General features: G+C 52.7%; 13 protein-coding genes. 3 read left to right on the forward strand and 10 right to left on the reverse strand.

The annotated features are described in order from the left end of the window. Positions 1 to 161 precede the first annotated feature (161 nt). Together C173_RS22715 and C173_RS22720 are read right to left on the reverse strand one after the other, a co-directional pair. Positions 162 to 2,894, reverse strand: a complete 2,733-nt coding sequence (locus C173_RS22715; RefSeq protein WP_036728838.1) for a CHASE3 domain-containing protein — start codon at positions 2,892 to 2,894, stop codon at positions 162 to 164. A 71-nt stretch (positions 2,895 to 2,965) separates the two neighbouring features. Then, a complete protein-coding gene (locus C173_RS22720) occupies positions 2,966 to 3,361 on the reverse strand; it encodes a DivIVA domain-containing protein (RefSeq protein WP_036728841.1) in 396 nt (131 codons plus the stop codon). A 187-nt stretch (positions 3,362 to 3,548) separates the two neighbouring features. Between C173_RS22720 and C173_RS22725 the strand changes: the two genes are divergently transcribed. Beyond that, positions 3,549 to 4,112, forward strand: a complete 564-nt coding sequence (locus C173_RS22725) for a TraR/DksA C4-type zinc finger protein (RefSeq protein ID WP_036728843.1) — start codon at positions 3,549 to 3,551, stop codon at positions 4,110 to 4,112. 107 nt (positions 4,113 to 4,219) lie between these two features. Here the strand turns inward: C173_RS22725 and C173_RS22730 are convergent, their stop codons facing one another. Continuing rightward, on the reverse strand, positions 4,220 to 4,579 hold the full coding sequence (locus C173_RS22730; RefSeq protein ID WP_036694148.1) for a helix-turn-helix transcriptional regulator: 360 nt from the start codon (positions 4,577 to 4,579) through the stop codon (positions 4,220 to 4,222). 666 nt (positions 4,580 to 5,245) lie between these two features. Here C173_RS22730 and C173_RS22735 point away from each other — a divergent pair. Together C173_RS22735 and C173_RS22740 are read left to right on the forward strand one after the other, a co-directional pair. Next, positions 5,246 to 5,698 carry a MarR family winged helix-turn-helix transcriptional regulator gene (locus C173_RS22735; protein ID WP_036730066.1) on the forward strand — a complete coding sequence of 151 codons (453 nt, stop codon included), beginning with the start codon at positions 5,246 to 5,248 and terminating at the stop codon, positions 5,696 to 5,698. A gap of 22 nt (positions 5,699 to 5,720) precedes the next feature. Beyond that, positions 5,721 to 6,239, forward strand: a complete 519-nt coding sequence (locus C173_RS22740; protein ID WP_036728845.1) for a GNAT family N-acetyltransferase — start codon at positions 5,721 to 5,723, stop codon at positions 6,237 to 6,239. Between the two features lie 204 nt (positions 6,240 to 6,443). Here the strand turns inward: C173_RS22740 and C173_RS22745 are convergent, their stop codons facing one another. The 7 genes from C173_RS22745 to C173_RS22775 all read right to left on the reverse strand — a co-directional run bounded on the left by C173_RS22745 (position 6,444) and on the right by C173_RS22775 (position 13,001). Next, positions 6,444 to 7,088, reverse strand: coding sequence for a general stress protein (locus C173_RS22745; protein ID WP_036728847.1), 645 nt, complete (start codon positions 7,086 to 7,088; stop codon positions 6,444 to 6,446). A 108-nt stretch (positions 7,089 to 7,196) separates the two neighbouring features. After that, positions 7,197 to 9,689: an ATP-dependent helicase HrpB gene (gene hrpB, locus C173_RS22750; RefSeq protein WP_036728850.1), complete on the reverse strand. Its 2,493-nt coding sequence runs from the start codon at positions 9,687 to 9,689 to the stop codon at positions 7,197 to 7,199. A gap of 218 nt (positions 9,690 to 9,907) precedes the next feature. Next, entirely contained in the window at positions 9,908 to 10,318 is a 411-nt protein-coding gene (locus C173_RS22755; RefSeq protein WP_036730069.1) for a DnaJ family domain-containing protein, read from the reverse strand. 151 nt (positions 10,319 to 10,469) lie between these two features. After that, complete coding sequence (locus C173_RS22760; protein ID WP_036728853.1) at positions 10,470 to 10,850, reverse strand: GIY-YIG nuclease family protein; 381 nt, start codon at positions 10,848 to 10,850, stop codon at positions 10,470 to 10,472. A 25-nt stretch (positions 10,851 to 10,875) separates the two neighbouring features. Next, positions 10,876 to 11,676 (reverse strand): DUF2087 domain-containing protein, encoded by an 801-nt coding sequence (locus C173_RS22765; RefSeq protein WP_235191986.1) that lies wholly within the window; start codon positions 11,674 to 11,676, stop codon positions 10,876 to 10,878. Positions 11,677 to 11,819: 143 nt separating this feature from the next. Then, positions 11,820 to 12,164, reverse strand: coding sequence for a DUF1801 domain-containing protein (locus tag C173_RS22770; RefSeq protein WP_036728856.1), 345 nt, complete (start codon positions 12,162 to 12,164; stop codon positions 11,820 to 11,822). A 27-nt stretch (positions 12,165 to 12,191) separates the two neighbouring features. Continuing rightward, positions 12,192 to 13,001, reverse strand: coding sequence for an SDR family oxidoreductase (locus C173_RS22775; RefSeq protein WP_036728859.1), 810 nt, complete (start codon positions 12,999 to 13,001; stop codon positions 12,192 to 12,194). Positions 13,002 to 13,082 lie beyond the last annotated feature (81 nt).

Consider the following 13,082-nt stretch of genomic DNA (forward strand, 5'->3'; position numbering starts at 1 on the left):
CTGATTTTTTGCACAAAAAAGAGCCAAGACTGGACTCAAAGTATTGAGTACGAATCTTGGCTCATGCCCTGTTAAGGTAACACGCCACTGCATATAAATGATCATTTATGAACCCATCATAAAGCATACCTTGTATTCCCGTCAATGGGTTTTTGGAAAAGTCAAATGTACCGGCACATTCGTGTAATGACGTCCTGTATCAATACCGGCTTGCTGATGAAATCAGTGGCTCCGGCGGCCAGGCAACGCTCACGGTCTTCCTTCATCGTCTTGGCAGAGACCGCAATGATCGGGAGGTCGGTGAGATGCATCTCCTCACGGACAATAGACAGCGTGTCATATCCATCCAGAACCGGCATCATAATATCCAGGAGTACGATATCCACCTCCGGCTGCTCTCTAACCACTTGAAGACATTCATACCCTGTCTGAGCGGTAATAATGATCATTCCGTAAGGCTCCAGACCCTTCTGCAAGGCATAAATATTGCGCATATCATCATCCACAATCAGGACAGTTCTGCCTTGCAGCATGGCGTATTCTTTCTCGAAAAGGGAGTCCCCGCTATTACCCGCCTGCCCTGTATCATGAACGGTTCTGGAGTGCTCCGACCCGGCTGCAGTCTGAGCCAGCTCCGCCGGATGGAACGGTTCTTCTTCACTGTCCAGTTCACGGCAAGGGAGATACAAGGTGAATGTACTGCCCTTGCCCTCTTCGCTCTCCAGGCTGATATGCCCGCCCAATAGCTGAGCCAATTGCTGGGAGATGGACAAGCCCAGACCGGTTCCCCCGAATTTGCGGGCAGTCGTTCCGTCCACCTGGCGGAAGGCCTCGAAGATCAGCTCACGGTTCTCTTCAGAGATGCCGATTCCGGTATCCTGGACAGCAAAGGCCAGTACCGGCCCCTCTGCTATGTAACTCTGATCTGAATATGCCGCCAGCTTGGTAATCTCCATGGTAACAGAGCCCTGCTCCGTGAATTTGAAGGCATTGGACAGCAGATTCCGCAGAATCTGGTGCAGGCGCATCTCATCGGTGAAGAACAGATCCGGAACCTCGGGGTTCAGGGTCACGTTAAACTCCACATTCTGCGCTTCTGCAAGCTTGCCGAAATAACCCTGCAGCAGCGAGGGCAGCTCGGTGAGATTGACGGCATCCATTTCCACCAGCATTTTGCCCGCTTCCACCTTGGAAAGATCCAGAATATCGTTAATCATACTAAGCAGATCACTGCCGGAATTGTAAATGACAGAGGCATAGCCCAGTTCTTCCTCGGTTAACGTATGATTGCGGTTCTCCGTCAGCAGCTGTGAGAGAATCAGCATACTGTTCAGCGGTGTCCGCAGCTCATGCGACATATTGGCCAGGAATTCAGACTTGTAGCGCGAGCTCTGTTCCAGCTGTTCATTGTACCGCTCCAGCTCGATCGCTGCATTCTCGGCTACATATTTCTGATTCTCAAGCTCCTTGTTCACGGTTAGCAGCTCGCTGGTCTGACTCTGAAGCTCCTCCGTCTGCATCTGCATCTCCTCGGACTGGGTCTGCAGCTCTTCGGATTGAACCTGAAGCTCTTCGTTCATCACTTGTGATTCATGCAGAAGCCTCTGGATCTCCATGCGGGTCTTCACCGAATTCACGGTAACCCCCATCATGTCCAGCAATTCCTTCAGCAGCTCGAAATGGTAAGGCGCCCAACGGGTCAGCGCAGCAATCTCCAGTACAGCAACAGTCTTGTTCTCAAAAATAATCGGAGCAATCACAGCGAACCTCGGCGGCGTTCTGCCCAGAGCGGAGCTGATGGAGATATAGTCGTCAGGCAGTTGCTCAATCACATTCATCCGCTGATCCAGCGCACATTGACCTGCCAGGCCTACTCCCGGCTGAATAACCTCGGGCCCGATGCGTTCTTCCTTATTCTCTGCGCCTGCATAGGAATAGATGCGCTCGAACAGTTCCTCGTTATTCACGACGTATATAGTGGCATACTGCATTTCCAGCATAACCGACAACCGGCTGACAAAAATTCTGCACAGCGAAGGCATATCAATGGTCTCTTGCAGGGCAATCGACATTGAGGTGAGCTGTTCGCTCGTCCACTGCTCCCGCTGCACGTTATCCAGCAGCCCGTTCGTCGCTTCGCCCAGGTCATAGATTTCATCCAGCGTCTTCACCTTAATGCGCTCCGAGCGGTTACCGCCGGAGGCAATACTGTTGATGGCCTGTATGACGCTGTGCAACGGATTCACAATGCTGGCCGAGAGCAGATAAGTGATGAGCAGCGCAAGTACGACCACCAATCCCCACAATATGTACATGGTAATCAGCAGCTTATGATTGCTGTCCTTCAGGTTGCTGATCCGGTCGTTCGTGAGCGTACGTTCGATGTCACGGAAGTAATCGGACTGGGAACGGATCGTGTCGACCAGACTTTTTCCCGTATCGTTGCGAAAAAAAGCGTTGACCGCCTCCGTATGGCCATTCTTCTTCAGCTCAACCACATGCTGTCCGGCGATATCGACCCACTTCTCAATATTATCCGTAATCGTGTCCAGATTCCGCACCTGATTCGGGTTGTCGGCGATAAGATTATTCAGCTTCGCTGCATTAATCCTCCACTGCACCAGCCCGTCATTATACGGTGCCAGATAGGACTCATCATCGGTAAGGACATACCCCCGCTGTCCAGTCTCCATATCGAGTACATTTTTCTCAATTTGATATGTAAGTTCATGAACTTCTATATCATGATCGCTCAAGAACACGGTTTCTTTCTCCAGGCTGTTAATCCGGCCAGAGACTATAATCAGAAATAGCCCCAGCATTAATAATATGATGACATATCCAAGTGCGATTTTGCCGCGGATCTTCAAGCTCCAAGCATGCTTCTCCGGCAATGGTCCTACCCCCGTCCAGAGTTATACTTATGCTGCATATTGTTGTCTCTCACGCTGTGGCTGCACAGGGCTTACAAATACCCCTCCGTGCGGGGAATGGGCAATCTGTCCTTGAGCTGACGCACATTGGCTTCGAGCTTGATGATAATATCTTCGAGATCCTGCGGATCAATGCCCTTAATAATCGGCACAGGGGCCGGAGTGGCTGCGGTCTTCACCTCTGCCTTCAGCTCTTTCATCTCAATCTGCTGCTCCTGCCATTTATCCATCAGATCCGCTATGGTAGCATAGAACCGTTCATAATCCTTAATGACGCTGTCCAGGAACGTATCCACCTCTTCGGCATCATAGCCGCGAAGCTTCATACTGAATTCCTTTTCATGAATGGTAAGTGCATCAAGTGTAATACCAAGCTGGCTGAACAGCTTTCTCTGCTTATCCAGCCGCCGTTTCATATGTTCGTCCATTTCATAACCTCCAAGTGTATGTTGCATTCATCCGGCAGGTATTATTATAACAGGGTGAAAGCAGCATGAAAATATCACTAAAGTTACAATTCAGCATAGGGATGCCTGCTGATTGCCCTATAACACATTAGGGTAAGGAAAGATTACGACAGTATAACTACTAATCAAGCTGAAAGGAAGATGACAGATGAGCCACTTAACCAAAGACCAATTGACTAAGCTTAGAGCCTCGCTTGAAGAACGCAAGGCAGAACTGGAACAGCATTTCTCCGGCAATGGAGCAGAAGACAGCCTGCTTGGCGATTCCCTTATCCTCTCAACGGGCGAGCTCTCTTCGGTCGATAACCATCCCGCCGATACAGGAACAGAGACGTTTGAACGCAGCCGCGACCTGTCCATCAACACCTCGCTATCCGAAGAATTAACGGAGATCGAAGCTGCTCTTGCGCGGATGGATAACGGAACGTACGGCATCTGCGAAGCCAGCAAGCAAGAGATTCCTTATGAGCGGCTTGAGGCCATCCCCTACACCCGCTATACCGTGGAACATGCCCCAACCAGCAATGACATTGACGCACGTCCTGTGGAAGAAGAGGTCATGACCCCGCCGCCAGCCGGTGCAGGCGAAGGACGTCAGCAGAATAGCGGAAGATTCGATGACGCCGGTGCCTGGGAAGCCGTCGAGGATTATGGCAGCGCAAGCTCGCCGGTAACCCCGCCGGGCCAGGATTCTGAAGATGAGGATTCCTGAGCCGGCTGTTCACGACTTGTGAGGCTTCTGGATAGACTGATATAGATGAGTCCGCCGGAACGTGGCCAGATCGATATGCATGAGCCCGCCAGCTCGTGGATCTCCCATCAGAAGTTGTCTGCTACTGCCTTATTAAGAATACCAAGACAACGGTCCAGATCGGCCTTCACCTGCTTCTTATATAGTTTGGCCTTCTCCTCCCCGTCCGAAGTGAAGTGATACAGGACAATCTCCTGAAAATCGACCTTCGGATCGCTCCCCTTAAGCTGCTTGGTACGGTAAAGTATCCCTTGCTGCACCAACTCATGCAGGGCGCGGTAAATTTCACTTTGGGGAGGCGAATAGCCATGAGCTTTGAAATCTCTGCGCAGATCCTCCAGCATCTGATAACCATACCCCTTGTGTTGCTCCACCATCGTAATCAGATATACCTTTATAAACGCCCGCTGAGCAATCATAAACGCCATAAGACACCTCCCGGGGTGTTTTTTTGTTAGAATCCTTAGAGAAGAACAGCCATAGCCCCTTGTCACTTAATTCCGGCAGTCAAATGATGTGGGTAGCATTTCCAGCTACAACTCTAGTATAAACTCTATTTCCCAGTTTTCACAACAAGTTATATTTTATAGTTTCATTTTTCCGGCGAGGAGTTTAGGTTTACTTTTTCCATTTTGAAGAAGATAGGTACGCATATGGTGAGACGGTTAGATGGTATTAGTAGATACGACTGGTGTTTCTATGTACTCTATTGTGAATTTTTCATGTAATGAAATTATATTAATAGAGTGCGACTTTAACTTTCGGCGCCTGACACCCGTTGCTTATTACCTCTGCAAAATAAAGGTTATTGTGGACGCAATAAGTCTTTTATTAATATTTGGGGTCATTATTATGAATTTTTCATATGATGAAATGACATAAATAACTTCACTCCTTGGCCTCCCCACAGACTATCACTTTTGTGTATAGAAGGGCCGTTCTGAGTGCGGCAATACATTGATCTTGAGGGGGTAGGTACGCATGTAGTTTGATTGCTTGGTGTTGTAGATTTATTTTGTTGTAATTGCAACAAAAATCATGTATTATTTTAAAACTATAGGCTTGGAAAATACATGCTCAATGGGGCTGTGATTATGAAGGAGATTCTACGCGAGGTTGGAATGATTGCCCGGTCACTGGACTCTATCAGCAATATCGAATTTAAGCAATACGACCTTACCAGGGGGCAATATTTGTATCTGATGCGGATCTGTGAGCATCCGGGGATGATCCAGGAGAAGCTGGCTGAAATGATTAAGGTGGACCGGACAACGGCTGCCCGTGCTATACAGAAGCTTGAGATTAACGGTTTTATTGAAAAAAATGAAGATCGGCATAACAAAAAAATCAAGAGGCTGATTCCTACAGACAAAGGGCAGGCCGTCTACCCTCTGCTCAAAAGGGAGAACGATTATTCTAATAGCGTAGCGCTGTCCGGCTTCTCCGGAAGTGAGGCAGAAACCCTGGTAAAACTCCTGCAAAGAGTCAGGTCCAATGTGGAAAAAGACTGGGAATATGTAAAAAAGGGAAACAAACGGGACTATTGATTATATAAAAGGAGAATTATAGATGACAATTTTGATAAAGAGATGCTCTTCCGATGATCTGGAGACCTTGCAAAAAATCAGTATCGAAACGTTTACGGACACCTTCAAAAATCAAAATTCACCAGAAGCTATGGAAGCTTATTTGAAAAGAGCATTTCGTACAAAGCAATTAAAAAAAGAATGCGCCAACCGCCATTCTGAATTTTATTTCATCTATTATAATGAAGAAATTGCCGGGTACCTGAAGGTTAACGCCGATGATGCCCAAACTGAACATATGGACAAGGACTCGCTTGAAGTGGAACGGATCTATATTAGAAGGCCCTTTCATAGGCTGGGGCTAGGGAAACAGCTGATTGAGAAAGCGGTGGAAATCGCGGCCGAAAAGAATAAGAGGAAGCTCTGGCTGGGGGTTTGGGAACAAAACGGAAACGCAGTTGCCTTTTATACAAAATTGAATTTCGTCCAGACAGGTACTCACTCTTTCTATATGGGTGACGAGGAGCAAACAGATCTGATCATGACCAGAATCATCCTCTAGCACAATTAGGTTAATCAGCACAAAATCACTCTGCCGGGTGAATGATGCTCATGCCTCTCTCACCGGCCGCTTTAAAGGAGCTGTAATGTTGCACTTTTTGCAGGATTCCTCCTTCCTAAACAAGCACAAAGAACTGCCTGGGCATGTTCGCCGCAGGCAGTTCTTAAGTATGCTATAGGAGCGGGCTTAAGCCTGCTCTAATTTTTAGATTTTGTCGCGGTTGTAGAGGTCCGGGTCACGGTCTGCATTCATCGAGCCTCTGTTGCCCAAGGTATTGCCAACCGTCGTGTCCCTAGGGACCAGATCAGGGTTAGTTGCTCCGCGGTCAGCCAGCGTATCCTCCGGATACAGGCTGTCGTACCGGCCGGAATTGAGTGAACGGTTACCCCGGAATACCGTATGGATATCTCTTCCACGGCCGTTGTCATCGACCAGGACGAGGATTTTGCCGCTGTCGATGTAGCCTTCGTAGTCTCTGGCCTCATCCTCGGGAATGCCGAGTCCGATTAATCCGCCTACCAGTCCGCCTGCTCCTACTCCGATGGCCGCCCCTGTTAGTGTAGCTGCGATTGGGCCTGCAGCAAGGATTGGACCAATTCCCGGAATGGCCAGCGCACCGATCCCGGCCAGCAGTCCGGTAATTCCGCCCACTACGCCGCCGGTGGCCGCACCTGTAGCAACGCCTTCCGGCGCCATCGTTCCTGTATCCTCGGAGATGTGTTTCAGGTCATCTCGATCCTTCGTAATTACTGAAATCTCATCGTTCGTGAACCCTTGACTCTGCAAACTTTCAATCGCTCTGGTTGCTTCTTGTTCCGTATCGAATACGCCAATAATTTTCTCTGTCACTTGAAGCCCTCCTTCGTAATTGTTGTTCGCTACTCTATTACCCGTTCACGCGGTGCCCAAACAGGAAAAGCATCACCGGATGAATTAATACCTGATACCCCTCTCATTCTATTTGGTAGGACGGGTACGGTTAGTCGGTACTGCCTCCAGCGGATTATCCGGCCAGTAGTGCTTGGGATAACGGCCTTTCAGATCTTTTTTCACCTCGAAATAGGTGTTCTGCCAGAAGCTGGCCAGATCTGAGGTAATCTGCATCGGCCTCCTCGCCGGAGATAGCAGGTGCAGCAACACCGGGACCTTCCCTCCGCCGATCCGCGGAGTATCCGTCTGCCCGAACATCTCCTGCAGCCTAACTGCCAGTACCGGCGCCCCGGGATTACTGTAATCCAAGGGAACCCGCGAACCGCTCGGTACCGTAATATGCGTCGGCGCCTCCTTGTTCAGCTGCTGGCGGCTGTTCCAGTCCAGCATACCCTCCAGCGCCTGCGCCAGCTTCACCCGCTGTAAATCACGGAGATTCCGCATCCCTTGTATAAAGGGTGTCAGCCATTCCTCCAATGTATCCGTCAACGCCTCATCCGACATATCGGGCCAGTCGGCCCGCTGCGAGTGCATGAATTCCATACGCTGCCGCAGCTGGAGGGTTCCCTTCTCCCATGGCAGCAGCTGTAGCCCTTCCGCCGCGATCACCTTCAGCAGTACGCTCTCCGTCTCCTCGGGAGTAGCCCGCTCATGGGTCGTCTGCTTCAGAATGAGCGCCCCCAGCCGGGTCACTCTTCGCGCCTTCACGCTTCCGCTCTCACTGTCCCAGTAGACTTCGCGCTCCTCCAGAAGGCTGTCCGCATGATGCTTCAGCAGGTCCTGCTCGGAGAGCGCTGCGGCAAGCATAATCCGGCTCTGCCCGGCACGGTCATCCACGCCGGGTGCCACGATGTAGGGCGAGCGCGCCAGCGGCTGCCCCTCGCGCATCGCCGCCCCCCGGCCGCCGGAGAGCAGGAACGCGCCATTGCCGCGCTCCTGCCCGATCCGGTCGGGATAGGCGAACGACAGCAGCAGGCCGCTGCGGCTGATGTCGCCGGGCCCTTCTCCCGGCGATGCCTGCAGCTGCGCCAGGAAGCTGCGGCTCTCGCGCTGCACCGCGCGCAAGGCCGCCGGGTCCGCTCCGCCGCTACTGGCGGAGCGCTCGAACCCGAGCAGCGCCTCCACGCGAAGCGTGAGGTCGCTATCTAGAGCCGCGGGACCCCGGAAGAGGTCCCGCTCCTGCAGCAGCGCAGCGAGCCTGGCGGCGAGCGGCGCAGCTGCAAGGTCTGCCGCGCGCAGCAGCATATGCGCGATGCGCGGGTGCGCGCCAAGCACGGCCATGCTGCGGCCGTGCGGCGTAATGGCGCCGCCGGCGTCCAGCGCACCGAGCTGGCGCAGCAGCGCCGAGGCCTGCGCGTAAGGCGCGGCAGGCGGCGCATCCAGCCAGGCGAGCGCTCCCGGATCGCGCACGCCCCACAGCGCCAGCTCCAGGGCGAGCTGCGCCAGGTCGGTCTCCATGATCTCCGGCACGTTGTCGTCCGGCAGATGATCATGCGCCTCTCGGCTCCATAGCCTGTAGCAGACGCCTGGTGCTGTGCGGCCTGCCCGGCCGCGCCGCTGATCGGCCGAGGCCTTCGAGACCGGCACCGTCGTTAAGCGCGGCATGCCGGTACGCGCAGAGAATACCTGCGTCCGGCGAAGCCCCGTGTCAATCACCGAGCGTACCCCTTCGATTGTCAGACTCGTCTCGGCAATGGAGGTTGCCAGTACGACCTTCCGTTCGCCTTCCACTGCAGGAGCCACCGCCGCATCCTGCTGCGGCTGCGGCAGTTGGCCATAGAGCGGCCGCAGCACCGTTCCCGGCGGCAGACTTCCTGATGCCAGCTCCTGCTCCGTCCGGCGGATCTCCCGCTCGCCGGGCAGAAAGACTAGCACATCCCCCGGCTGCTCAGCAAGCGCGCGCCGGACAGCGGCGGCTGCGGATTTCTCAGGGGTAGCATTGCCTGCCTCCAGCACATAGACCGTCTCCACCGGATACGTCCGGCCCGGACAACGGACGACCGGCGCTTCGCCCAGCAGAGAAGCTACGCGTTCTCCGTCCAGGGTCGCCGACATCACCAGAATGCGCAGATCCTCGCGCAGCACACTCTGCGCTTCAAGCGCCAGTGCCAGTCCAAGATCCGCATGCAGACTTCGCTCATGGAACTCATCGAAGATCACAAGACCCACATCCCCCAGCGAAGGATCGCTCTGGAGCATTCGCGTCAGCACGCCTTCCGTCACAACAACAATGCGTGTATTCCGCCCCACCTTGGTATCCATCCGCATGCGATAGCCTACGGTCTGACCCACACTCTCCCCCAGACAGGACGCCATATAAGCTGCGGCCGAACGCGCTGCCAGGCGTCTGGGCTCCAGCATCAGAATGGTTTTACCGGTCAGCCAAGGCTCCTCCAAAAAAGCAGGCGGCACCGCCGTTGTCTTCCCCGCTCCAGGTTCGGCAATCAGAACGGCCGCTGCACGGTCTGTCAGAATTCTCTTCAGGTCAGGGAGCACCTGCATAATCGGAAGCTGCTTCATTTCATCTCTCCATCATCTGCTAAAAGTTAAGTTAAATCTCCATCTCCCTATCATCGGCGAATTCATTCCAGATATCAAGCAGTTCATTGCTTCTGCAAGATAGATGCCCCGTTCAACAATACACTCCCACCTAATCTCTGCACAAAAACCCCCGGTTCCATGAACCGGAGGTCTCATACTTACTTCAATACTCGTCTACTCACCCGTTTCCTCACCCACTACTCCCTACCATCCCGTTCCACCCCGGTCAGCCGCTGCCCGATCGCGTCCCCGTAATCTGCATATGCAGCATTGCTTTCCAGACCCCGTTCCTGCAAAAGCATCTGAAGACGCAGCCGCTTCAGGGAGAGCTTGCCCTCCAGCTCCTTGCGTTCCCCGGCAGTGCTGTTGCCGCTGGTGTGACAAGCCATCAGCAGCTCTTCGAGCGTCACACACTCTGCGCGCAGCGTGACTTCCTCGGGCAGCAATCCGGCGTTCTTCATAATCTTGTAGGACATCCGCAGCTCCTCGGGTACGCCCGAGAGATCCTCCAGCTCCAGCGGCTTGCCGTGCCCCGGCAGATTGGAGAACTCTCCGCTGCGCATAGCTTCCTGAATTCTCTGTTCTGCAAGCCAAGATAATATAGCCATCCACACCGTTCCTTTCATCAGCGCCCCGGTGCCCTTTTATATTGCAAACGGCACATTCTGCTACAGCTTTATCCTTATTTTAGCACGGGTGCTGCTGAAATTCATTCTCGGTTTGCCTGTAAGTTTTCGCTTCTTATCACCAGGCAGAAAGCTATTTCTGCTTATGATATCCGCGCTCCCCGTAAGGAGACAGCTGCTCCAGCCACTTACTCTCCATGTCCGGCAGCATCTTGCGGTACTTCTTCAGCTCCTGTACATCGGCCACGAAATCCTCTTCCGGTTTAATCTGCTCCAGCACCTCGAAGCGGAAGCCGGCTTCACCCCGTTCATTCCAGTCTTCCTGCAGCGCCTTGTTGTCATGGCCTTTGATATCCAGCATGAACTTATGCTTATTCCAGACCCCGTCCAGATTCAGGCTGCTTCCCACATACATTTTGTCATTGCCGGTGTTCACAATCCGGTATACCCCCATCGGCCTGTGCGAGTGTGCGTAATTATATCCCAATTCCTTGCGTCTGGTTTTATCCGTCATTATTTCTCTCCCCTTCTTCTCTCCATTATAATTTCACCCAGTAGCTGCTTCCGTCTTCTTCACGGTCCAGCAGCCCGTAATCGATCAGATACCGCCGGAGCGTCACGTAATCGGGGTAAGCGGCTTCGAGCACCGCATTGATTTCCTTCTCACTATACTTGCGCCTGGTCTCAAAACGCTGCAGCAAATGGCGCAGGATAGCCGCCTTCCGCTTCTGCCGCTTAGGGAACTCTGACAACGGGCCGTCCGGCCCCTGTTTGAAATAGGTGCCCAGAATCTCGGCGTTCTCCTGCTCGGTAATCGCGAACCGTTCATCAACCATCACAGCCGTACGCGGAATACTCACAAAAGGCGATGAAGCTCCCGGCTTCTCCTCCGCCAGCTCCATAACCGCCAAAAACAGCTTGGCCTGCTTCACCTTCTCGCGAAGCGTGAACCTGTGGTTACGCACCGTGGAGGTGCTGCCGATCCCCAGCTCCTTGGCTGCTTCTGCATCGCTAAGACTTTGGCGGAAGGCCTGCAGCAGCCCCTTCTGCAATTCGGTTAACCCGCTCAGCTTCTTGTCCAGCGTCAGCAGCCAATGGAACATCCCGCCATGAACCCTGTCCACATGCAGAGCTGCGAACTTCTCCGCTTCGTAATACTGCCCTTCATCCTTATAGATCAAGCCCTTCTCGAAGGCAGCTCCGCAGACTAGACAATGATACTTTTCCGTCCGCTCTTCCGTCTCCACATTATAGCCCTGCTTCAATTCTGCAATGGACGCATTCCAGAATTTCTCCGATATCCGCACTGCTTCATTCTCTTCTGCCAACTGGACCACCACACCCTTTGTTTACTTTTATATAGACATATTATCATTTTGTTTGTTATTTCACAACCATCTAATTAGATTGTTTATAGCAAAAGAAAAACACCGCCAATCATGGCAGTGTCTCTATATCCCGGAGGATCGCTATTTGTCAGTTCTTACAATGCAGCAGAAGCCTGCTTCAGCAAGGTAGACAGCAGTTCATAATCAACAGCCTTGCCCTCCGTCAGCTTGGTTGTGAGACGATCCCCACTCCCCGCCTCGAATTGGCCTTCAGGCACTTCCAGCGCTGCTGCGTTGAAGATGGAGAAGCTCACCCAGCCTTTGGCGGTAGAGAGGACAGCGGCATATTTCCCGTTTTTGAGAAAATGCGGTTTGCCATACTGAATCCGTTCCGCTACCTCCGGTATAGCCTCGTGAATGACCTCACGCAGCTTGGAGCCTATCTCCGACTGCCAGGGCAGCTTGATCTGAGCAATGTAATCCGTCACTTCTTGGTTCATGGAATCACCTTTTCCTGGAGAATGAACTTAAGACAGCAGCGACTCCGCACCGTCAATCACAATCTGTGAGCCGGTAATATGAATGGATTCATCCGAGGCCAGGAACGCGACCAGATCGGCGACATTCTCCGGCTTGCCCGGTCCGTCTGCCAGCGGCTGTGCTCCTTCAGGGAATTCAATTGGAATGACAATGGACTCCACATCATCGTTCCACTCCGTGCTCTCGTCGATATTCGTGGCAATCGCTCCCGGGCAAATGACATTGACGCGGATTTTGAACTTGGCCAGCTCCAGTGCAGCCATCTTGGCAAAAGCGACCTGACCGGCCTTAGTAGTACTATATGGTGACCAGCCGAAGCTGGTAAATCTGCTGTTGCCGTTGATCGAGCTGGTAATAATAATACTGCCTTTGCCCTTCTCCTTCAGATGGGGAATGGTGTATTTCAGCGTCAGAAAGGTGCCTGTCAGGTTGACAGAGAGGGTCTTCTCCCAATCATCCACGCTCAGCTCCTCTATCGGCCCGACCACTCCGTTAATGCCAGCATTGGCGAACACAATATCCAGACCTCCGAAATGCTCCACGGTTCTGCGCACCGCTTCCTCCATCCGGCCGGCATCCGAAGTATCCACATCAATAGCTAACGCGCAATCCCTGCGCAGCTTATTCAATTTCTGTTCAAGGATCGAAGTACGTTCGTTCACCAGATCGAACAAGGCGACATTCGCACCTTCACGTGCCAGCTGAATTGCTGCCGCTCTGCCGATTCCCGAGCCCGCACCTGTGATTATGGCTGTTTTCCCTTGAAAACGCTGCTTTTTTGCTATATTGGGGCTCATATGTACACTCTCCTTCCGTGAATACCATTCTGCATGTAATGGCTCTGTTTCAAGATTACCCAAATGATGCTTGATTATAAT

The sequence above is a fragment of the Paenibacillus sp. FSL R7-277 genome (assembly GCF_000517965.1).
Lineage (GTDB): Bacteria > Bacillota > Bacilli > Paenibacillales > Paenibacillaceae > Paenibacillus_AQ > Paenibacillus_AQ silagei.

Bases quoted from the DNA above. Each gene is read 5' to 3' on its own strand.
- C173_RS22720 (WP_036728841.1), bottom strand. From the start codon at position 3,361: ATGGACGAACATATGAAACGGCGGCTGGATAAGCAGAGAAAGCTGTTC.
- C173_RS22725 (WP_036728843.1), top strand. From the start codon at position 3,549: ATGAGCCACTTAACCAAAGACCAATTGACTAAGCTTAGAGCCTCGCTT.
- C173_RS22730 (WP_036694148.1), bottom strand. From the start codon at position 4,579: ATGGCGTTTATGATTGCTCAGCGGGCGTTTATAAAGGTATATCTGATT.
- C173_RS22735 (WP_036730066.1), top strand. From the start codon at position 5,246: ATGAAGGAGATTCTACGCGAGGTTGGAATGATTGCCCGGTCACTGGAC.
- C173_RS22740 (WP_036728845.1), top strand. From the start codon at position 5,721: ATGACAATTTTGATAAAGAGATGCTCTTCCGATGATCTGGAGACCTTG.
- hrpB (WP_036728850.1), bottom strand. From the start codon at position 9,689: ATGAAGCAGCTTCCGATTATGCAGGTGCTCCCTGACCTGAAGAGAATT.
- C173_RS22755 (WP_036730069.1), bottom strand. From the start codon at position 10,318: ATGGCTATATTATCTTGGCTTGCAGAACAGAGAATTCAGGAAGCTATG.
- C173_RS22760 (WP_036728853.1), bottom strand. From the start codon at position 10,850: ATGACGGATAAAACCAGACGCAAGGAATTGGGATATAATTACGCACAC.
- C173_RS22770 (WP_036728856.1), bottom strand. From the start codon at position 12,164: ATGAACCAAGAAGTGACGGATTACATTGCTCAGATCAAGCTGCCCTGG.
- C173_RS22775 (WP_036728859.1), bottom strand. From the start codon at position 13,001: ATGAGCCCCAATATAGCAAAAAAGCAGCGTTTTCAAGGGAAAACAGCC.